Origin of the sequence: Corynebacterium drakensteinense, assembly GCF_041224285.1 — a bacterium.
In the GTDB taxonomy this organism is placed as follows: domain Bacteria; phylum Actinomycetota; class Actinomycetes; order Mycobacteriales; family Mycobacteriaceae; genus Corynebacterium.
Genome location: NZ_JAXOFP010000009.1, coordinates 98,122 through 118,896 on the forward strand (window position 1 = coordinate 98,122; position 20,775 = coordinate 118,896).

A 20,775-nucleotide genomic window follows, 5' to 3' on the forward strand; every position below is an offset into this window, starting at 1 on the left:
TAGCGAGCAAGCAACACCATGACTATGGCAAACACCACGGCGATCACGCTGCACGAGGGAGCGTTGTGACGAAAGTATTAAAGGTCGGCGATTCTTCCGCTCGAGTAGCCGAAGCACGCGCCACCCTAGCCCGGCTGGGCATGCTGTCGAACTTCAACGGTGACGTGGCCGATTGGAAAACCCAGAAATTCAGCGAAGAAGACAAGTACTTCAGCGCTGAATTGGCACACGCGTTGAAGGCATTCCAGCAATCCCGCGGCATCATCCCATCAGGCACGATCGATGAGATCACGCTGCGGGAACTTCGTCATGCCTCTTACACGCTGGGCGCTCGGGTGCTGTCCTTCCAACCAGGGCAGGAATTGTTCGGCGATGACGTCGCACAGCTGCAACGGCAACTCCAAGAGCTCGGTTTTTACAGCCACAACCTCGATGGCCACTTCGGGCAGAACACGCACGAAGCATTGAGTAATTACCAGCTCAACTCTGGCTTGCAGGACGACGGTGTCTGCGGACCAAACACCGTTCATTCGCTGTCGTTGTTGGGACGACGCATCTCGACGGGTGGTTCCACCCAAGCGATTCGGGAGCGCGAATCGGTCCGCCGCGCCGGCCCGAAGCTTGCCGATAAGCGGGTGGTGATCAACCCTGCTCTCGGCGGTGCGAACAAGGGTGCCACCGTGCAGGGACGCTATGGCGAAATCAGCGAAGAAGAAATCTTGTGGGATCTCTCTTCCCGCATTGAAGGCCGTATGATTGCGGCTGGAGTGGAAACTATTATCTCGCGCCCGCGCATGGATGATCCCAGCGAGCGCGAACGCGCAGACATCGCGAATGCTTTTGGCGCTGACCTCGTGATCAGTTTGCACTGCGATCACTACCAGAACGACAAAGCCAACGGCGCGGCCACGTTCTTCTTCGGTTCGAATTACGGCACCTCGTCGTTGATCGGCGAGAAGCTGTCTGGGTTCGTGCAGCGCGAAATCGTTGCGCGAACCGATCTGCAGGACTGTCGCAATCACGCGCGCACTTGGGAAGTATTGCGCTTGCCGCAGATGCCCACTATCGATGTGGTGCTGGGGTATTTAACTAACCCGCAGGACGTGCAAATTTTAACCCAGCCAAAGCACCGCGATGCGATCGCCGAAGCGATCGTCGTGGGAGTTAAGCGTCTGTACCTGCTGGATCAGGATGATATGCAGACCGGCACCTATGACTTCGCGAAACTGCTCGAAGCCGAGCAGTCTTAGCGATTCCCAGCGATTCTTCACGTTACTTAGCGCTTCTTAGCGTTTAGGTACTCAGCTACTAACCTGCCTGGCAGCAACCATACTGCCAGGCGTCAGGCCAGCACGCAGGCGATGAACTATTTATCGTCTGCTTTTCTGTCTGCATCGGCAGAACCAATAGAGCCGTCAATCAGTTCCATGATGCGCGCGAAGTCTTCTTGGTCACCAAATTCGACGACCATTTTGCCTTTGCGCTTACCCATCGACACCGTGACTTTGGTATCCCACTTATCGGCCAAGCGTTCTGCGGTGTGGGTGAAAAATTCTGGTTGCGGCGTCGGCGCATTTTTCTTTTTCGGTGCCGGTTTTTGTCCTTTATTCAGCAGCACCACGGCTTCTTCGGTGCCGCGCACGGACAACCCTTCGGCGACAATGCGCTCTGCAAGCTCAGACATCTGCTCTTTTTCATGCAGCCCCAGCAGAGCACGTGCGTGACCGGAAGAAAGCACACCGGCGTCTACGCGCCGCTGGACGTCTACGGGCAGGCGCAGCAAACGCAACGTATTGGTGATCACGGGGCGTGAACGGCCGAGGCGATCAGCCAGTTGTTCCTGCGTCACGCCGAATTCTTCAAGCAGCTGCTGGTAGGCGTGAGCTTCTTCCAATGGGTTGAGCTGGACACGGTGGATATTTTCCAGCAACGCATCGCGCAGCAACGCATCATCGGTGGTTTGGCGCACGATGGCCGGAATCGTCGACAAGCCTGCCCGAGAGGCCGCGCGCCAGCGGCGTTCACCCATGATGAGCTCAAAGCCGTCCTCCGACGGACGCACCACGATCGGCTGCAGCAAACCGAATTCTTTAATGGAGTGGACGAGCTCCGCGAGGTCATCGGCATCGAAAACGGTACGTGGCTGCTTCGGGTTCGGGCTGATCTGGCCGACGGGTACTTCCCGATAGGTCGCGCCAAATTGTGGCCCCAAACTGCTGCCGCGCGAGCTCGCGGCGCTGCTGGTGGCCGAGGAAATCGTGGGCGCACCAGGCACGTTGGCTTTACCGGCTGCACCGGCTTTGCTGGCTTTTTCGCCGCCTGTTTTCTCGCCGGTGGTCTTATCTGCCGCCGAGGCAGTATCGCCGGCGTGATCAGCTTTGCCAGACTGCTTGTTCGCGGAACCTGCGGTACCGGTGCGACCGAGCTTGGGCACACCGGAATTGCCAGCGCCAGAGCCAGCGCCGGGTCCACGGCCGGGCCCCCGATCACCCAGCGCGGAACCTAAAATCACATCCGCTGCCGAGTTGCCTAGCCGTGGGCGTGCAGATTGATCCTCGTCGGTAGCAGAAGGAATCAGTGCAGCCAGGCCGCGGCCCAGACCGCCATGTTTTTGGTTGGGTTTTTTCTCCGCCATGTCAGCTCGTTACTCCTTATCCTTCATCCGCTGGTTCCGCAGCTGGTTCCGCAGCCTCTGCAGATTCCTCGTCAGTCTGCTGCGAAAGCTGCTCGTAAATTTCTGGACTCACGCCAATCGGCCCCGTCGTGCTGTGCGGGATATAGTCTCCGCGCTCATCCAATTCTTTCGCCGCCGCACCATAGGCGTAAGCGCCGTGCGAACTAGGGGAGTAGTCGATCACCGTCTGCCCGTAGCCAGGCGCCTCAGACACGCGCACAGAACGCGGAATGACGTTGCCGAGCACGACTGCACCAAACTGTCCGCGGACTTCATCGACGACTTGTTCAGCGAGTTTCGTGCGTCCGTCGTACATCGTCAGCAACACACCAGAAATGTGTAGGTCCGCGTTCAGGTGCTCGCGGATCATAGTGATGTTGTTCAGTAGCTGTCCCACGCCCTCCAGTGCGTAGTATTCGCACTGGATCGGGATGATCACTTCTTCCACCGCCGTCATCGCGTTAATCGTCAGCAGACCCAACGATGGCGGGCAGTCAATGAACACGTAATCGAACCCGTATTCGTCTAAGAATCCGTTCTTCAATGCGTCGGAAAGCCGGTATTCGCGTCGCACCAAGCTCACCAATTCGATCTCGGCGCCGGCCAAATCGATGGTCGCCGGGATGCACCAGAGATTGTCGCGGTGCGGCGATTGTTGCACGGCTTGTTTCGCCGTCGCGTTGCCGAGTAGTACCTCGTAACTGGAGTCAGTGCCTGTACGATGCTCCACTCCAAGGGCCGTCGAGGCGTTACCCTGTGGGTCGAGGTCAATGACCAACACGGTGTGGCCTTGATGGGCTAGCGCAGCGGCTAAGTTCACGGCGCTGGTGGTTTTGCCAACGCCGCCTTTTTGATTGGCGATCGTGATCAAGCGGGGCTGCTGTGTCATGCCAATGAGCTTACTTTACGCGGTGAACACGTATCAGTGTGGTGGGTTCATCCAGCTCAGCGCCCACGGTGATGATTTCTGGAACACCACCTTTGGCGCGTTTAATCGCGGCTTTGTCGCGCTCGATTTCCTCGCTCGCAGACGCCCCCTTCATCGCCAGCATCATTCCACCCGGGCGGCACAACGGCAAAGACCAGCGCGCCAGTTTCGCTAACGGTGCAACAGCACGGGAGGTCACAACGTCGAATGCGGCATCTTTACCCAGGTTTTCGGCCCGCTCTCGAACCACAGTGACGTTGTCGAGGGCGAGCTTGTCGACGACCTCAGCCAAATAAGTAGATCGCTTCAGCAAAGGTTCCAGCAACGTCACCTGCAAGTCCTCGCGCGCGATGGCAAGCGGGATTCCCGGCAGGCCTGCGCCAGAGCCGATATCGATCACTCTCGCACCTTCTGGGATTGCCTCACCAATGACGGCACAGTTGTAGATATGGCGATCCCACAACCGCGGTGTCTCCCGTGGGCCGATAAACCCGCGCGTGGTGGCATCTGTGGCCAAAGATTCGTGATAAGCGGTGGCCAGGTCTTGCCGTAAACCAAAGATCTGGGACAGCATTACTTCTTCTTGCCTTGCTTTTTCTGCTGATTCGCTTGGCCCTGCTGTTTCTGCGCCTGGGATTTGCGCTGTTTTTTGGTCGTCTTGTCTACCTTGCGCACACCAGGAGCTGGAGCGCTCGAGCGCTTAGCTTCGCGCTTTGCCTCTTCTTCAGCTTCTTCTTCGCGGTCCATCTTGGTGTAGATGATGCGGGTCTGGATGAATGTCCAGACGGTGTTGGTGAGCATGTAGAACAACAGACCAATGGTCCAGATGAATCCGGTTGCCAAGGTGATTGCTGGCATAACCCAGAGCATCATCTTGTTCATCATGCCCATCTGCATCTGCATCATCTCGGCATTGTCACCGGTTGGCTGTGGGGTCTTGCCTGCAGCGCGACGTGCTTCTTGGCGTCCGACGGTAAACCGTGCGTTCAGGTGCGTCAGCAATGCGATGGTCAGCACCAGCGGAACGGCCACGACAATCACGTTAAAGCGGGTGAAGTCGGCACCGAAAGTTTCCATCGCGTCTTCGGACATCGAAATGAACGCAGACAGTGGCACACCGAAAATGTCAGCATCTAGGAATGAACGCACATCTTCGACGGAGAAGGAGTAGTTCGGGATGTTGCGGTTTTCTTCTACCGACAAGCCTGGCGAACCAAGACGTTCTTCGGTGCGGTTGAACATGCGCAGCACGTGGAACAGACCAATGAAGACCGGGATCTGCGCCAGCATCGGCAGACATCCGGCCAGCGGGTTCATGCCGGATTCTTTGTAAAACTTCTGCAGCTCTTGGCTCTGCCGAGTTTTATCGTTTTTGTACTTGTCCCGAATTTCTTTCATCTTCGGCTGCAGCTCTTGCATCTTGCGCGAAGAGCGCAGCTGCGTGATCATCGGCTTCACCAACAACGCCTTGATGGTCATCGTCAGCAAGATGATGGACAATACCCAGGTATATCCCTCGTGTGGGTCCAACACGAAACCGAGGACGTCACGCCAAAAGCCGAGGATCCACGAAATCGGATAATAGATGAAATTAAGCACAAATAATCCTTATACTGACTAGCTTGCAGTCGGGTCTAGTTTGCGTTCGGGGTGTCCGACGAACGTGCCGGATCATAGCCGCCCGGGTGCCAAGGGCCGCATTTGAGGATTCTCACGATAGCATAAACAAACCCCTTGAAAACGCCGTGACGCGCGAAAACCTCCAGGGTATAGGCGCTACAGGTAGGTTCGAAGCGGCAGGTAGAAACAGGCTTCTGCGAGGAAAGTTTCTGCTGGTAAAACCGCACCGCCGCCACGCACCATCGTGCGAGACCACGCGCTGGTGGGATGGCTTCACCGTCGGTGTTGTAATACGTCTCGTGCTGCGGCATTACAGTCTTCTTGTCATAGGTTGTCCCATCGCTGCAGCTTCGCAGGAGTCATGAAACTTTCTCTGATTGTGCTGGCTCAGCTTTTTTGAGAGCCCGGAAGACGCTACTGCGCACGTCCTTACGCAATTGGGCAGGGCTGGCGTCGACAAGCGCGGGCAGAGCACGCAGCACGACGTCGACGGATGGGTCTAGTTCTGCGCACAGTTCGCGGCAAATGTGCCGCAGTTGGCGGGCGGTGCGGTGCCGAACAACCGCATTGCCAACGCTCTTAGAGACAATAAGACCAAAACGGGGACCAGAAACTGTCAGCGTTTCTGATCCCGATTGGTAGTAGCAGTGCGCGATTACACTGCGAGAGCCTGCCCGCCGCCCTTTTTTGGTGGTCCGCCGGAATTGTTGCGGCGAAGTCAGCTTATGCTGGCGGGGAAGCATGACTTATGCAGTCAGCTTTGCGCGACCCTTTTTGCGACGAGCTGCCACGATGGCACGGCCAGCACGGGTGCGCATACGGGTGCGGAAACCGTGCACGCGTGCACGACGACGGTTGTTTGGTTGGTATGTGCGTTTACCCTTTGCCACGGTAGATCTCCTTCACTAAACGGTACGACGGTGCCTTTCTGGCACGTCAGATACAAGTTCGAGAACCAACACGTCCCGCGAATGGCCTTTGGAAAAGCGCAGGGGCGCGGGGTGCCACGGGTTCTCAAGCACACAGTCCGAGACTGTGAAAAGACTCAGCCAGATTACGTCACTGCAAGCAGGAATAACAAATCGACACGCCGTTTGTGCTTGGCGAAAACCTACAGGCCAGCCCCCGATCGGCAGGGTGCCCCCGAAATCACAAGCCTGTAGTTCGGCACTGACAAATAGCGCTTGTGAATTACAACCTGGGGGAGTGCTGCGAGTTTTCTACAAGCCAGATAACTCCACGACAGCAAACAACAATATTGTGATTCCAGCTGGTAGGTACGGAAAACTTTCTCGTCTAGACACTATTCCACACAAGCAGGTAAGAATAAGTGGTCACATCTTCTCACAGGTGATTTTCCCGATCCCTTGTGGATAACTCTTAAGGCAAACTTGAGGTTTACGGGAAAACCGCAGGTAGAGAACGATAAATCTAAATACAAAGTTATCCACAGATCACATGTGGATTGTGGATAAACTCCCTCGCGGGTCTATCCACAGTTGTGGATAACGCTGTGAAATACTGGTCAGGCTGTATTTCATGAGCGTTGCTCCTGTGGAATCTCCTTGGGGAATTCCACGGACAACAACCTGGCAGCCCCGGCCCACCAAAGGCGGCGAAGATGCCAGACAAATAACAAGAAATAGCCGAGGCTCCGCCCAAAAACGACCAACCCAGAAAGAATCGAGGCACTGTGGCAAACGACGCGTCCACACTCGCAGAAAATTGGAACAAAATGGTCAGTGACCTTTTGTATTTTTCTGACCAACCCGATTCTGACGTACCGTCGTTTAACCACTCGCAACGCGCGTTCCTCCAAATCGCCACGCCGGTGACCATGGTCAATGGCTATGTGCTGATCTCTGTCCCGCACGAAGCTGCGAAATCCACGATCGAAAACGATCTGGGGACCTACATCGTGCGCATCCTGAACCATTACATGGGAAAGTCCTGCTCATTAGCCGTTTCTATTAGCGCTCCGCAGGATGACGATTGGGATTCTTCGCATTCTCCTGCCCAGGCCAGCAGGGATCCTCGCTATACCTCGCGCTTCGACCCACGCGATGCACGTAGTCCGCGTGATCCACGGGATTCACAGAATTTACAGCGAGATCTCGCCAGCACTTCGCGTGACGACGAACGCCGTGGCACTGGGTCCAGCGCGCCATCTGGAACCGGACGGAGTGCACGCGGCGGACGAGCTGCGCGGCAGTCGGACGATCCACAATTGGAATTTCCCCCACACAACGACCGCAGCGATTATTCGAGCGAGTTCCGTGGGCAGAGCGGTAAAGCAGAAGAGGCGGGTAGTGCTAATCGCGGCGCTGCCAGTCTCGACGAACTCGCGCAGGCTTATCAACAACAGCAAGCGCAACAAGCCGCAGCGACTGAGACCGCACAACCGGATGCATCGCGTCGTCTGCACCGGGAGGCGCCGGCGCATGACCCAAACCGGGAAGGATCCCTCAACCCCAAATACACGTTCGAAAACTTCGTTATTGGATCCTCGAACCGCTTCGCCAACGGTGCAGCAGTGGCAGTGGCAGAAAACCCCGCCCGCGCCTACAACCCGTTGTTCATTTGGGGCGGTTCCGGGTTGGGGAAAACCCACCTGCTGCACGCCGCCGGCAATTACGCGCAAGTGCTGCAGCCGAAATTGCGAGTGAAGTACGTCTCCTCCGAAGAATTCACCAATGATTACATCAATTCTTTGCGCGACGACCGGCAAGAATCGTTCAAGCGCCGCTACCGCAATCTCGATATTTTGATGGTTGACGATATCCAGTTCTTGGAAGGCAAAGAATCTACCCAGGAAGAATTCTTCCACACCTTCAATGCTTTGCATCAGGCAAACAAGCAGATCATCTTGTCTTCAGACCGTCCTCCAAAGCAGCTGACGACCCTGGAAGATCGCCTGCGCACGCGCTTCGAAGGCGGGCTGATCACCGATGTGCAGCCGCCAGACCTGGAAACCCGCATTGCGATTTTAATGAAGAAGGCCTCTGCCGATGGCACGCACGTCGACAGGAAAGTCTTGGAGTTTATTGCTTCCCAGTTTGAATCCTCGATTCGCGAGCTGGAAGGCGCGTTGATTCGTGTCTCTGCATATTCTTCTCTAATTAATGAGCCGATCAACATGGAAACCGCCGAGATCGCGCTGCACGATATTCTTCCTGATTCGGCGAACCTAGAGATCACCATGTCGACAATCATGGAAGTGACCGCAGAATACTTCCACATTGAGTTCAAGGCCTTAACCGGTGCCGGGAAAACGCGCGCGGTGGCCCATGCCCGACAACTCGCGATGTATCTATGCCGTGAGCTCACTGATAATTCCTTGCCGAAAATCGGCGAGGCTTTCGGCGGCAAGGACCACACCACCGTGATGTACGCGGATCGAAAGATCCGTAAGGAAATGACAGAAAAGCGCGATACTTACGACGAGATCCAGCAGTTGACGCAGATCATCAAAACCCGCGGAAGGGTTTCCTAGCAGTTATCTTCCACGCCAGGCTCTCATGTGTAGGGCCTGGCGTTTTTCGCGCGCGATTTACTCTTCGTGCTCGGCTTAGCCTTCGTGCGCAGTTTATCCACAGACCTATACACAACTGTGTAATTACCGCGATGTTATTTACTTCTATTTTGTAATCCACTTCACAAAATGGGGTTGTGTACACTTTCCTAGCTGTGTGAATGCTGCGGTGGAACAATTGTGGATAACTATGTCGGAATTGTGGAAAAACTAAATCACATCGAAGTTATCCACAATTGCACCGAGTTATGCACAGAAAGAACACAACCATCCACACATCACAGAAAATTCCCCTGAGCTAGGCAAATACCCTGTTATTCACAGATCTCACAAGACTTATTGTTGTTATTATCTTTTTAACTTAGAAATCTATTAAGAAAAGGAGGGTGTGAAGAAGCCAGATTTTCTTCTTTCGCACCCAAACGCATCGCCAAAAGGCTGCGATCCAAGACAGTTCAACTGACATTGATGTAATTCACGGCCCAGAATTAGCATCACCTAAATGACAAGAATTCCGCGTGGGTAAACTGGCTGCAATGGGTTAGAATGACAATCTTTCAGGTACCTTGGTAAGCGACTATCGCGAACCACAACGTGTAAGAGAAAGCTTGATACCAACATGGATTCATCTGCAGTATCGTTCCGTGTTGCCAAGGAAGACTTGGCAGACGCCGTCGCTTGGGTAGCTAAAAACCTGCCATCAAAGGCCACCCAACCCGTACTTCGCGCGATGCTGATCACTGCTGATGAATCTGGTCTTGAGCTTTCCGGTTTCGATTACGAAGTGTCCACCAAGATTAAGCTCCCGGCTGAGGTCGAGACCGAAGGCACCATCGCGGTTGCAGGTAAATTGCTGGCAGATATCGTCGCCAGCCTTGCCAATAAACCGGTGGAGCTGAAAGTTACAGATTCCACCGCTCTGGTTCGCTGTGGTTCTTCTCGTTTTGAGCTACCGCTGATCCCGCTCGACGATTACCCGCAATTGCCCGAGCTTCCGCAGGTCACCGGTAGCTTGAATCCGTCGTTGTTCACCGATGCTGTCACCCAGGTGGCTTCGGCCGCTGGTCGCGATGACACCTTGCCGATGTTGACTGGCGTGAACTTCGCCATCAACGGCGCAAACATCAAACTTGCTGCCACCGACCGTTTCCGTTTGGCAATCCGTGAGCTCAGCTGGGAACCAGTCAGCGACAACGTCAACGCAAAGCTGCTGGTTCCAGCGAAAACCTTGCAAGAAAACGCCCGCAGCTTAGACACCAGCTTGGATCAGCCAGTGCAAATCGCTGTCGGTGCCGATGACAACGTTGGCGCCGAAGGCCTATTTGGCTTGCACTCGCACAATCGTGAGACCACCACCCGCATGCTGGATGCAGAATTCCCAAATATCGAACCGCTGTTGCCAAAAACCCACAGCTGTGTCGCCAGCGTCGATATTGCACCGCTGCAAGAAGCCATCCGTCGTGTGTCACTGTTGACCGAACGCAACGCGCAGGTGCGCATGGAATTCTCGGAAGACCAGGTCATTTTGTCTGCGGGCGGGGCAGAATCTGGTCACGCAGAAGAAGCCGTACCCTGCGAATTTTCTGGACGCGACGAGCTGATCATCGCCTTCAACCCGGGCTACCTGAAAGACGGACTGTCCGTCGTGCGCACAGAAAAAGTCTTTTTCGGATTCACCGAATCCTCACGCCCGGCGATCCTGCTGCCACAACCAGAGCAGATGCCGGAAGCTAACGAAGACGGGCAATTCCCGAGCCCGAAATCTGATTTCACTTACCTGCTGATGCCGGTTCGTTTGCCTGGGTAATGTATCTTCAGCATCTGCAGCTTCGTGATTTCCGCTCCTGGCCGGAATTTAGCCTGCGGTTTGCCCCCGGGATCAGTGTTTTTGTCGGACGCAATGGCTATGGCAAAACCAATATCGTCGAGGCCATCGGCTATTTGGCGCACCTCGGTTCGCACCGGGTGAGCACAGATGCACCACTGATTCGCCTGGGTGAGGACAACGCCCGGGTCTCGGCCAGCATCATCAACCAGGGCCGGGAGCTCACCGCGCATCTACTGATTCGCGCCAGCGGCAGCAATAGCGCGCAGATCAACCGCACCCGCCTGAAATCACCGCGTGAATTACTCGGGGTTGCCAAAACCGTGTTGTTTTCCCCGGAAGATCTCGCATTGTTGCGCGGAGAACCCAGTGAACGCCGCCGTTACCTCGATAGCATTCTGGCAAGTCGCACCCCGCGCATCGCCGGGATCAAAGCCGATTATGACAAAGTGCTGCGGCAGCGCAACGCCTTGCTGAAATCTGCAAGCACTGCCTTGAAACGCGGCTACCGCGATGACGATTCCGCCTCAGCATTGGCCACTTTGGATGCCTGGGATAACCGTTTGGCCTGGTTGGGGGCGCAATTGATCGCGGCTCGGGTGGAGCTTGTCGACGAACTCACCACCCAAGTACGCAACGCCTACGCCGCCATCGCACCGGAATCACGTCCGGCAGCGGTTGCTTATGCTTCCACCTTGGATAATGATTCTGCGCGCATCAGCGACGATTATTACCGCGATTCGAACGGCCGCGTGCAAGTTGAGCTCGTCGAAGCAGCCATGCTGGGCGCGCTGGGCAGCGTGCGGGAAAAAGAAATCGAGCGTGGCATCAGCCTGGTGGGCCCGCACCGCGATGACATGGAAGCGTTGCTGGGGTCAAGCCCAGCGAAAGGATTCGCCTCACATGGCGAGACCTGGTCTTATGCGATCGCATTGCGCTGGGGGGAATTCGAGATTCTGCGGCAATCTGGCACCGATCCGATTGTGATTCTGGATGATGTGTTCGCTGAACTCGACGTGAAACGCCGCCGCCACCTGGTCACGTTGGCGCAAAGCGTCGAACAGGTGCTGATTACCGCGGCGGTGGAAGAAGATATCCCCGACGAGTTGGCGGCGAATTCCGTGGTGCATATCGGCGTGCATGATTCCACGACGGACGACGGTGAGTACTCCCGGGTGTCATTCATCGAGACTGGCAATGATGCGAGCCACGATGCGATCGGCCACGATGAGCCTGCCGACGAGACCAGCAATGGCAAGACCAGCAATGGCAAGACCAGCAATGGCAAGACCAGCAATGGCAAGACCAGCAATGGCACGCCTGCCGACGGTGGCGCATCATGAGTGATTCCTCTGGCCATGCCGACACCGACGGCACAGACCAGCCCCGCGACCTAGTGGATTCCACCTTCGAGGCTTTGCGCGCTGCTGCACGTCAGCGCGGATCCGCCCCCCACTTGGGAACCGCGCGCTCCGGTACCCACAACCACCTGCGCAAACGTCGACAAGCAAGTAGCTACCAGGCACAAACCCGCACCGCGCACCCGTCACAATCTGCAGATAGCGCACAGACGCCGCTACCCGCGCTGAATTGGCAGAAATACCAGCAATCCGGTCCCGACGGGCGCAGACCGCGCCGCCCGCTGGATTTGCCGTCGATCGGTTCGGTGTTGCACAAGGAGATCCAGTCGCGCGGCTGGGAGAAAGGTTTGGCATCGGGGTGGGTGACCGGCCATTGGGAAAATCTGGTGGGCCCGAAAATTGCACAGCACACCAAAGTGGAGATGGTCAAAGACACCGCGCTGTTCATTTCCTGTGATTCCACCGCCTGGGCGACGAACCTGCGTTATATGCAGCGGGAAATCTTACGCAGGATCACCGAAAAGACCGGCCCCGATGTGATTACGGAATTGAAGATCTTCGGCCCGCAGGCACCGAGTTGGCGCAAAGGAAAGCTGCACGTCAAAGGCCGCGGCCCGCGCGATACCTACGGCTAAAGCCGCGCTGCTAGTGAAAGCTTCTCCGGCGGCTGTGCTGCCGCCATCTCGGGCGTCGTCAAGCACCCGATGAGCACCAACCAGGCGCACCGTCTGGGGTGTAAGATTGGAATGTCGAAGATTTCCTCTTTAAGGAGTGCTAGTTTCACGTGGCTAACGCGCAACCGAATTATGACGCTTCATCAATCACCATCCTGGAGGGCTTGGAAGCGGTCCGCAAACGCCCCGGTATGTACATCGGTTCTACCGGCGTGCGCGGCCTGCACCACCTGATTTGGGAGGTCGTTGATAACTCGGTCGACGAGGCCATGGCGGGTTATGCCTCCAAGGTTGAGGTTCGTTTGCTTGCCGACGGCGGCGTGCAGGTCACTGACGACGGCCGTGGTATCCCGGTTTCGATGCACGCCAGTGGTGCACCAACGGTCCAGGTCGTGATGACACAACTCCACGCCGGCGGTAAGTTCGACTCGGATTCTTATGCCGTCTCTGGCGGTCTGCACGGTGTGGGTATTTCCGTCGTCAATGCTTTGTCGACGCGCGTGGAAGCCGCGATCAAGCGCGATGGCAAGCACTGGTACCAGAACTTCGAGCGCGCGGTGCCGGAAGAACTCGTCGAGGGTGGCAATGCCCGCGGCACGGGTACGACGGTGCGCTTTTGGCCGGATCCAGAGATTTTCGAGACGGTCGATTTCGATTTCGACACCATCAAGCGCCGTCTGCAAGAAATGGCGTTTTTGAACAAGGGTCTGTCCATCACGCTTGTCGACGAGCGCGTGACCGCAGAGGAGCTCAAACTCGAAGCACTGGCAGAAGAAGGCGAGACTGCCAGCTCGTTTGATGATCCAGATCCGGAAGACAAAGCAGATGTCTCCGATAAAGAAGCCGTCAAGAAGGTGGAATTCTGCTACCCGAATGGCCTGGTGGATTACGTCGAATACTTGAACCGGACGAAGACCTCGATCCACCCGACGATCATCAGCTTTGAGGCCAAGGGCGAGGATCACGAGGTAGAAATCGCGCTGCAGTGGAACAGCGGCTACAACCAGTCCGTGCACACCTTCGCGAACACCATCAACACCCACGAGGGCGGTACGCATGAAGAAGGCTTCCGTGCCGCGCTGACCACGCAGATGAACAACTATGCGAAAACGCATAAGTTGATGAAGGAAAAAGACGGCAAACTCACTGGCGACGACTGCCGCGAGGGCCTGTCGGCGATTATTTCCGCGAAGGTCGGCGACCCACAGTTCGAGGGCCAGACCAAGACCAAGCTGGGTAACACCGAGATTCGTTCGTTCGTGCAGCGTTCGGTGAACGAGCACCTGGCGGATTGGTTTGATGCCAATCCGGCGGAGGCCAAGGCGATTATGAACAAGGCGGTGGCTTCTGCGCAGGCACGCGTGGCGGCTCGTCGTGCCCGCGAGTTGGTGCGTCGTAAATCCGCTACTGACCTGGGTGGTTTGCCGGGCAAGTTGGCGGATTGCCGTTCCAAGGATCCGAAAGTTTCCGAGCTGTTCATCGTGGAGGGTGACTCCGCGGGCGGCTCTGCGAAAGCTGGGCGCGAGTCGCTGTACCAGGCGATTTTGCCGCTGCGCGGCAAGATTTTGAACGTCGAAAAGTCTCGCATGGATAAGGTGCTGAAGAACAACGAAGTGCAGGCGATTATCACCGCGTTGGGTACCGGCATCCACGAAGAATTCGACATCAAGAAGCTGCGCTACGACAAGATCGTGCTGATGGCCGACGCGGACGTCGACGGCCAGCACATCGCCACGCTGCTGTTGACGCTGTTGTTCCGCTTCATGCCGGAGCTCGTCGAAAATGGTCACGTTTACTTGGCGAACCCGCCGTTGTACAAACTGAAGTGGTCGAAGGGTGAGCCTGGCTACGCCTTTAGCGACCGTGAACGCGATTCCCAGCTGAAGGAAGGTTTTGCGCAAAACCGCAAGATCAACATGGATGATGGTATCCAGCGCTACAAGGGTCTGGGTGAGATGAACGCGAAAGAGCTGTGGGAAACCACGCTTGATCCGACAACCCGTATCCTGCGCCGCGTGGACTTGGAAGACGCGCAGAAAGCAGACGAGCTGTTTTCTATTCTTATGGGCGATGACGTTTCTGCACGTCGTAGCTTTATCACGCGCCGTGCGAAGGATGTTCGCTTCCTCGACGTCTAATCGTTCGACGTAGACGGCTAGGATTGGACGCGCCCAATATTATGTGCGTCATAGCTCATATCAGTGATATCGAAAGGAAAACTCGTTGTGAGTAATGCCAACGGTTCTGCAGCCCGCGTGAAGCGCGGTTTGTCTGAGCAATTCTTCGGCGGCGTCATCATGGACGTCGTTACCCCGGAACAAGCACGCATCGCAGAAGCTGCTGGTGCCTCCGCTGTGATGGCTCTGGAGCGCGTGCCTGCTGATATTCGTGCCCAGGGTGGTGTGGCCCGCATGTCGGATCCGGACATGATCACCGAGATCATCGAAGCCGTGGATATTCCGGTCATGGCGAAGGCTCGTATCGGCCATTTCGTCGAAGCACAGGTGCTGCAGTCGTTGGGTATCGATTACGTTGATGAGTCCGAGGTGTTGACCCCAGCTGACTACGCCCACCACATCGATAAATTCGCTTTCGACGTTCCATTCGTCTGCGGTGCTACCAACTTGGGTGAGGCGCTGCGCCGCATCAACGAAGGTGCAGCGATGGTGCGTTCGAAGGGTGAAGCCGGCACTGGTGATGTTTCCAACGCCGTGACCCACATCCGCAGTATCCGCGCAGAGATTAACCGCTTGTCGTCGATGTCGAAGGACGAGCTGTTCGTGGCTGCGAAGGAACTGCAGGCACCATACGAGCTGGTGGTTGAGGTTGCTGAGACCGGCAACTTGCCAGTTGGCTTGCTGGTTGCTGGTGGCGTTTCTACCCCAGCTGATGCTGCGATGATGATGCAGCTCGGCGCCGATGGTGTCTTCGTCGGCTCCGGCATCTTTAAGTCGGGTAACCCAGAAGCTCGTGCGAAGGCCATCGTGCGTGCGGTACAAAACTACGACGACGCCAAGGTCATCGCGGAGGTTTCGCGTGGCTTGGGTGAAGCTATGGTCGGCATCAACGTCGATGAACTGCCAGTTTCTCACCGCTTGGCAGAACGTGGCTGGTAAACCGGCTGGGGGCTAGCCACGCTTGCCGAGTTGGTACGTGGTTGCTTTCTTACCTTGCCCACCCTTGCGCACAATAATTTTGTGTTCGAGGAATGGGCTCAGCCCATAGCGAACTTGGGAATTACTCAGCCCGGATTCTGCTACTAATTGGCTGAAACTGAACTCGGCACTATCACCGGTACTGACCCCAGCACTGTGCCCGGGCGGTGTTAGTGGTGTCGATTCTGCAGCAAGTCTCTGCGCGGCGGCCACAATTTTTGGGACGTTTTTCCCGAGGCTCCGCAGGTATTGGTCATCAGATACTTGAATACCGTTGCCTAACGATGCGTTGTTTTCCAGCTCTGCGCCGTTATGTGGAACGGTTTTGGGGGCCGGAGCCTCTATTGGAGCATCGCCTGAGGTGTGACTCTGCTTGGGGAAGAAGAAAATGACAGTAACTTTGACTCCGGTGTTGATGATCTTTGGCTGTGGCAAGCCCGCCGATTCGCAGAGTTCAAACATGGCGTTAACGCCACCACCTTCACCTTCGATAATCCGATTTCCATCTGTGTCGGTGAGTAATTTTGCTAGGCGGTACAGGTGCTGATTTACTTCGATGCGCCGAAAATCCGCACTGTATAATTGCGCGACTGTCAGGTTCTTCAACCCGCCTGGGCTCGTGATAATTAAGCGATCCGGGGTAATCCGCACGTCAATGGCTTTGCCAGCTTCGACTGTATTTGGGCCGAGATCACGGTGGATAAGGGCGTTCGCGACTGCTTCCCGGATGGCAGCCAGCGGGATGACGGGAACACTGCGCATGTGCCCGGATTCCTGATAGGTCTGTGTTTGTGGAATATTCGCTTCGATCCAATCCATTGTTTGGTTCAGCAGCGCTGGAACAGGCCCGTAGAAGGTGGCCAGGTTACGGGTGCGTCGTGGGCGTTCGGTTTCGGGCAACCGAACCGCGACGGTAATCGCTAATGATGGCAAAGGGCCTTGCGGGAAATGTCCAAGTGCATAGAAACCGGCGATTGATAACACTTCACCGTTGGTGACCACGAGATTGCGCAGAAGCGTGGTTTCTGGAGTCTCGCGTAATCGAGCGATACTTGCCCGGGCGGTGCGTAAAAATTGCTGGTGTAGGTCGTCGTCAAGATCTTCCACCGTGGTACCTGGAACAGGCCGGCGGTCATAGACTTCTTCTTGCTCGGCATGCAGCTTCGCAACCTCGATCATGCGTAACTCTGAAGCCGGAATTTCGTATTCACCATCTGCTTGACGCAAATAGGCTTTGCCTTGATACATAGCTGGGCGATCCAGGATATTGAGGCCATGTACACGCGCTAGAACGAGGTTTTTGCCATGCAGTGTGACAACAGTGGTTTTGATAAACGGTGGCGTGATAATGGAGATTCTGACTTTTAGACTAACACTTTTTCCAACTATCACTCTCAATTTTCTACCGCAGACTGTGAAAATCTCTCGCAGAGTGGTACAAAATTGCCACTTAGACTGCCACTTAGACTGTCAGAGTGTGAAAGTTTCGCAGTTTGAATTACAAGTCTCACGGTTAATTGTCACAGTGACAGTCAGAGCTGGGGCCAGGGTCTCACCCACAGCCGCACCGCAGTCATCCCCGCACCGGGCCTGCAGAGGGGTTGCGCACCGTCGTCAAGCATCTAATAGGCGCTAGACTGGGAGGTTATGAGTGACGATAACCAAGGCGGTTTGTTAGATCGCATTGAGCCGATAGATATCTCCGCGGAGATGGAGTCGAGTTATATCGACTACGCCATGTCCGTGATCGTGGGCCGTGCGTTGCCAGACGTGCGTGACGGGCTGAAACCCGTGCACCGGCGCGTGCTGTACGCGATGTACGACAACGGCTACCGGCCAGAGCGCAGTTACGTGAAATCCTCGAAGCCAGTCTCGGACACCATGGGTGACTACCACCCGCACGGTGACAGCGCTATTTACGACACGTTGGTGCGCATGGCCCAGCCGTGGTCGATGCGTTACCCGCTTGTCGACGGCCAAGGTAACTTCGGTTCGCCGGGTAATGACGGCCCGGCGGCGATGCGTTATACCGAATCGAAACTGATGCCGCTGGCGATGGAAATGACCCGGGATATTCGGGAAAATACCGTCGATTATCAGCCGAATTACGACGGTAAAACCACCGAGCCGACGGTGCTGCCGGCGCGTGTGCCGAACCTGCTGATGAACGGTTCCGGCGGTATCGCCGTCGGTATGGCCACCAATATTCCGCCGCACAACCTTAACGAGTTGGCGGAAGCGATTTATTGGTTGCTGGATAACCCGGATGCCGGCGAGGAAGAAACCCTGGAAGCCTGCATGGAACGCGTCTCCGGGCCGGATTTCCCGACCGGCGGCACGATCGTGGGCACCAGCGGCATCAAGGATGCCTATACCACCGGCCGTGGTTCCATCCGGATGCGCGGTGTCTCCAGCATCGAAGAAAATGGTAGCCGCCAGACCATCGTCATCACGGAGTTGCCGTACCAGGTCAACCCGGACACCATGGTGGCTAATATCGCGGAGCAGGTCGCCAACGGCAAGCTCGCCGGAATTTCGAATATTGACGATGAGTCTTCTGACCGCGTCGGCATGCGCATCGTGGTCACTCTGAAGCGTGATGCCGTCGCACGCGTGGTGCTGAACAACCTGTACAAGCACTCGCAGCTGCAGACCTCGTTTGGCGCCAACATGCTCTCGATCGTCGATGGTGTACCGCGCACGCTGCGTCTGGATCAGATGCTGCGCTACTACGTCACCCACCAGATCGAGGTTATCGTCCGGCGTACGCAATACCGCCTGGCAGAAGCTGAAAAGCGTGCGCACATCTTGCGTGGTCTGGTGAAAGCTCTGAATATGCTCGACGAGGTCATTGCGCTGATCCGTCGTAGCCGTTCGGTGGAAGCTTCCCGCGAAGGCCTGAAGGATCTTTTGGGCGTTGACGACGAGCAGGCAGAGGCTATTCTGGCGATGCAGCTGCGCCGCCTGGCAGCCTTGGAGCGCCAGAAGATCGTCGATGAGCTGGAAGAGATCCAAAAGGTCATCGACGATCTGAAAGACATCCTCGACCGCGAGGAACGCCAGCGCGAGATCGTCGCTACTGAGCTGAAAGAGATCGTCGACAAGCATGGCGACGAGCGTCGCACCGAGATCGTGGCCGCCAACGGCGAAGTATCCGACGAGGATCTCATTGCCCGCGAAAACGTTGTCGTCACCATCACGGCCACCGGTTATGCCAAGCGCACGAAGGTCGATACCTACAAGTCGCAAAAGCGCGGCGGCAAGGGCGTGCGCGGCGCAGAGCTGAAGCAAGACGACGTCGTCAAGAACTTCTTTGTCTGCTCGACGCACGACTGGATCTTGTTCTTCACCAACTTTGGTCGCGTGTACCGCCTCAAGGCCTACGAACTGCCAGAAGCAGGGCGTACCGCGCGTGGCCAGCACGTTGCCAACCTGCTGGAATTCCAGCCGGAAGAGCGCATTGCGCAGGTTATTCAGCTGCAGTCATACACCGATGCGCCGTACCTGGTGCTGGCTACTAAGCAGGGTCGGGTGAAGAAGTCGCACCTGACCGATTATGAATCGGCACGTTCGGCTGGTCTGATCGCGATCAACCTCAACGAGGGCGATGCGCTGATCGGTGCTTGCCTGGCTGGCGACGAGGATGATCTGTTGCTGACCTCCGAGCAGGGCCAGTCGATTCGCTTCACCGCCAACGACGACCAGCTGCGCCCGATGGGCCGTGCGACCGCCGGTGTGAAGGGCATGCGCTTTAAGGGTGATGACCAGCTGCTGGCGATGTCTGTGGTGCATGACGGTGAGTTCTTGCTGGTGGCTACCTCCGGTGGTTATGGCAAGCGCACCGCGATCGAGGAATACAGCACTCAGGGCCGCGGTGGTATGGGTGTAATGACGTTCAAGTACACCCCGAAGCGCGGCAAGCTGATCGGCGCGATTGCTGTGAATGAGGATGACGAAATCTTCGCTATCACCTCCGCCGGCGGCGTCGTGCGTACCGAGGCTGGCCAGATCCGTCCGTCGTCACGCGCGACGATGGGTGTGCGGCTGGTGAATCTCGCCGATGATGTTGAGCTGCTTGCTATCGACAAGAACGTTGAAAGCGAGGGCGTGGAAGAAGCCCAGGCTGTTGCTAAGGGCGAAAAGAGCATCGAGGAAGTGCAAGAGCAGCAGGCCGATGCCGCGAAGTCGGATGCCGTGAAGGCGGATGAGGAGTAACACTATGGGTAAAAACATCGCGATTTCGCGCATCTCGCCGTTGTCCGCCTTCCGTGTGGGACTGGCGGTTTCTCTGGTGGGCTTGGTGGCGTGGCTGATAGCCGTGACGGTGGTGTACTTCGTGATGTCGGCGTTCGGCGTCTGGGAGTACATCAACGGCTTCATGGACGGGCTGGGTGCCGGCATGCTCATCGATTACGGCCTGGTGCTGTCTCTGTCGGCTCTGCTGGGCGCTGTGGCGGCAATCTTGGGCACAATCCTGGCTCCGCTGTTCGCGTTGATCTACAACGCTGTGGTGGCGCTTTTCGGCGGTATCCAAGTGGATCTGCAGCAGATTGTCGAAGTCGACGAATAGGCTGCAAAAAACATCACCTGACCTGGCGATTTGTGTGGATGCAAGATGCGTATTAAAGTACATAATCGTTCCGCACAAGGGTCTATAGCTCAGTCGGTTAGAGCGCATCGCTGATAACGATGAGGTCGCAGGTTCGATTCCTGCTAGACCCACCAGGCGGGAACATGGGGCATTAGCTCAATTGGTAGAGCATCTGCTTTGCAAGCAGAAGGTCAGGAGTTCGATTCTCCTATGCTCCACAGCATAGCCTGTATCCCCCGGTCCATCGGATCGGGGGATGTTTTGCGTTCAAGGCCTACTGGGTGGGGGTAAACGACGGGTTAAGGGTCAAAAGGGGATGCGGACGAAATCTTGGAGAGATTTTCCGCATGACTAATATTCGATACACGAATGCGCAACGACTTAAAGCGTTAGAAGTATTCGACAGGACTCAATC

16 protein-coding genes, 2 tRNA genes and 1 pseudogene are annotated in these 20,775 nt (G+C 56.3%); 11 read left to right on the plus strand and 8 right to left on the minus strand.

Annotated features, from left to right (window positions below):
• The first annotated feature begins 65 nt into the window (after positions 1 to 65).
• Positions 66 to 1,250 (plus strand): N-acetylmuramoyl-L-alanine amidase, encoded by a 1,185-nt coding sequence (locus U1140_RS06830; RefSeq protein WP_369846784.1) that lies wholly within the window; start codon positions 66 to 68, stop codon positions 1,248 to 1,250.
• Positions 1,251 to 1,366: 116 nt separating this feature from the next.
• On the opposite strand, the gene U1140_RS06835 is transcribed toward U1140_RS06830, so the two are convergent.
• Genes U1140_RS06835 through rpmH form a run of 7 tightly spaced genes read right to left on the minus strand, consistent with a single transcriptional unit; the run spans position 1,367 to position 6,112 of the window.
• Entirely contained in the window at positions 1,367 to 2,635 is a 1,269-nt protein-coding gene (locus tag U1140_RS06835; protein ID WP_369846785.1) for a ParB/RepB/Spo0J family partition protein, read from the minus strand.
• 16 nt (positions 2,636 to 2,651) lie between these two features.
• Positions 2,652 to 3,563, minus strand: coding sequence for a ParA family protein (locus tag U1140_RS06840; RefSeq protein WP_369846786.1), 912 nt, complete (start codon positions 3,561 to 3,563; stop codon positions 2,652 to 2,654).
• 10 nt (positions 3,564 to 3,573) lie between these two features.
• Positions 3,574 to 4,176, minus strand: coding sequence for a 16S rRNA (guanine(527)-N(7))-methyltransferase RsmG (rsmG, locus tag U1140_RS06845; RefSeq protein WP_369846787.1), 603 nt, complete (start codon positions 4,174 to 4,176; stop codon positions 3,574 to 3,576).
• On the minus strand, positions 4,176 to 5,201 hold the full coding sequence (gene yidC / locus U1140_RS06850; RefSeq protein WP_306515054.1) for a membrane protein insertase YidC: 1,026 nt from the start codon (positions 5,199 to 5,201) through the stop codon (positions 4,176 to 4,178). The genes rsmG and yidC overlap by 1 nt, the downstream gene beginning before the upstream one ends.
• A 35-nt stretch (positions 5,202 to 5,236) precedes the next feature.
• Positions 5,237 to 5,533, minus strand: a complete 297-nt coding sequence (yidD, locus tag U1140_RS06855; protein WP_369846788.1) for a membrane protein insertion efficiency factor YidD — start codon at positions 5,531 to 5,533, stop codon at positions 5,237 to 5,239.
• Positions 5,534 to 5,581: 48 nt separating this feature from the next.
• Entirely contained in the window at positions 5,582 to 5,965 is a 384-nt protein-coding gene (gene rnpA, locus U1140_RS06860) for a ribonuclease P protein component (protein WP_369846789.1), read from the minus strand.
• 3 nt (positions 5,966 to 5,968) lie between these two features.
• Positions 5,969 to 6,112 carry a 50S ribosomal protein L34 gene (gene rpmH / locus U1140_RS06865; RefSeq protein WP_306515052.1) on the minus strand — a complete coding sequence of 48 codons (144 nt, stop codon included), beginning with the start codon at positions 6,110 to 6,112 and terminating at the stop codon, positions 5,969 to 5,971.
• A 1,421-nt stretch (positions 6,113 to 7,533) separates the two neighbouring features.
• On the opposite strand from rpmH, the pseudogene dnaA reads away from it, so the two are divergent.
• The 6 genes and pseudogenes from dnaA to pdxS all read left to right on the plus strand — a co-directional run.
• A pseudogene (dnaA, locus tag U1140_RS06870) lies at positions 7,534 to 8,715 on the plus strand (chromosomal replication initiator protein DnaA); the annotation flags it as partial.
• Between the two features lie 658 nt (positions 8,716 to 9,373).
• A complete protein-coding gene (dnaN, locus tag U1140_RS06875) occupies positions 9,374 to 10,561 on the plus strand; it encodes a DNA polymerase III subunit beta (protein ID WP_369846790.1) in 1,188 nt (395 codons plus the stop codon).
• On the plus strand, positions 10,561 to 11,922 hold the full coding sequence (gene recF / locus U1140_RS06880) for a DNA replication/repair protein RecF (protein WP_369846791.1): 1,362 nt from the start codon (positions 10,561 to 10,563) through the stop codon (positions 11,920 to 11,922). The genes dnaN and recF overlap by 1 nt, the downstream gene beginning before the upstream one ends.
• Complete coding sequence (locus U1140_RS06885; RefSeq protein WP_369846792.1) at positions 11,919 to 12,575, plus strand: DciA family protein; 657 nt, start codon at positions 11,919 to 11,921, stop codon at positions 12,573 to 12,575. Before recF ends, U1140_RS06885 begins: the two co-directional genes overlap by 4 nt.
• A 149-nt stretch (positions 12,576 to 12,724) precedes the next feature.
• Complete coding sequence (gene gyrB / locus U1140_RS06890; protein WP_369846793.1) at positions 12,725 to 14,752, plus strand: DNA topoisomerase (ATP-hydrolyzing) subunit B; 2,028 nt, start codon at positions 12,725 to 12,727, stop codon at positions 14,750 to 14,752.
• A gap of 87 nt (positions 14,753 to 14,839) precedes the next feature.
• Positions 14,840 to 15,730: a pyridoxal 5'-phosphate synthase lyase subunit PdxS gene (pdxS, locus tag U1140_RS06895; protein ID WP_249606216.1), complete on the plus strand. Its 891-nt coding sequence runs from the start codon at positions 14,840 to 14,842 to the stop codon at positions 15,728 to 15,730.
• Between the two features lie 12 nt (positions 15,731 to 15,742).
• Here the strand turns inward: pdxS and U1140_RS06900 are convergent, their stop codons facing one another.
• On the minus strand, positions 15,743 to 17,017 hold the full coding sequence (locus U1140_RS06900) for an ATP-binding protein (RefSeq protein ID WP_369846794.1): 1,275 nt from the start codon (positions 17,015 to 17,017) through the stop codon (positions 15,743 to 15,745).
• Positions 17,018 to 17,416: 399 nt separating this feature from the next.
• Here U1140_RS06900 and gyrA point away from each other — a divergent pair, with 399 nt between their 5' ends.
• From gyrA to U1140_RS06920, 4 genes are all read left to right on the plus strand, one after another.
• Positions 17,417 to 19,984 carry a DNA gyrase subunit A gene (gene gyrA, locus U1140_RS06905; protein WP_369846795.1) on the plus strand — a complete coding sequence of 856 codons (2,568 nt, stop codon included), beginning with the start codon at positions 17,417 to 17,419 and terminating at the stop codon, positions 19,982 to 19,984.
• 4 nt (positions 19,985 to 19,988) lie between these two features.
• The gene (locus tag U1140_RS06910) at positions 19,989 to 20,339 is read left to right on the plus strand and encodes a DUF3566 domain-containing protein (protein WP_369846796.1); all 351 of its coding nucleotides are present in this window, start codon (positions 19,989 to 19,991) and stop codon (positions 20,337 to 20,339) included.
• A gap of 78 nt (positions 20,340 to 20,417) precedes the next feature.
• Positions 20,418 to 20,494 (plus strand) — tRNA-Ile (locus U1140_RS06915).
• 11 nt (positions 20,495 to 20,505) lie between these two features.
• Positions 20,506 to 20,578, plus strand: a tRNA-Ala gene (locus tag U1140_RS06920).
• Positions 20,579 to 20,775: the final 197 nt, after the last annotated feature.

Excerpts from the sequence above, each read along its gene's own strand:
- recF (WP_369846791.1), top strand. The coding sequence starts at position 10,561 with ATGTATCTTCAGCATCTGCAGCTTCGTGATTTCCGCTCCTGGCCGGAA.
- yidD (WP_369846788.1), bottom strand. The coding sequence starts at position 5,533 with ATGCCGCAGCACGAGACGTATTACAACACCGACGGTGAAGCCATCCCA.
- U1140_RS06840 (WP_369846786.1), bottom strand. The coding sequence starts at position 3,563 with ATGACACAGCAGCCCCGCTTGATCACGATCGCCAATCAAAAAGGCGGC.
- rsmG (WP_369846787.1), bottom strand. The coding sequence starts at position 4,176 with ATGCTGTCCCAGATCTTTGGTTTACGGCAAGACCTGGCCACCGCTTAT.
- dnaN (WP_369846790.1), top strand. The coding sequence starts at position 9,374 with ATGGATTCATCTGCAGTATCGTTCCGTGTTGCCAAGGAAGACTTGGCA.
- U1140_RS06885 (WP_369846792.1), top strand. The coding sequence starts at position 11,919 with ATGAGTGATTCCTCTGGCCATGCCGACACCGACGGCACAGACCAGCCC.
- rnpA (WP_369846789.1), bottom strand. The coding sequence starts at position 5,965 with ATGCTTCCCCGCCAGCATAAGCTGACTTCGCCGCAACAATTCCGGCGG.
- U1140_RS06910 (WP_369846796.1), top strand. The coding sequence starts at position 19,989 with ATGGGTAAAAACATCGCGATTTCGCGCATCTCGCCGTTGTCCGCCTTC.
- U1140_RS06900 (WP_369846794.1), bottom strand. The coding sequence starts at position 17,017 with ATGTATCAAGGCAAAGCCTATTTGCGTCAAGCAGATGGTGAATACGAA.
- gyrA (WP_369846795.1), top strand. The coding sequence starts at position 17,417 with ATGAGTGACGATAACCAAGGCGGTTTGTTAGATCGCATTGAGCCGATA.
- U1140_RS06835 (WP_369846785.1), bottom strand. The coding sequence starts at position 2,635 with ATGGCGGAGAAAAAACCCAACCAAAAACATGGCGGTCTGGGCCGCGGC.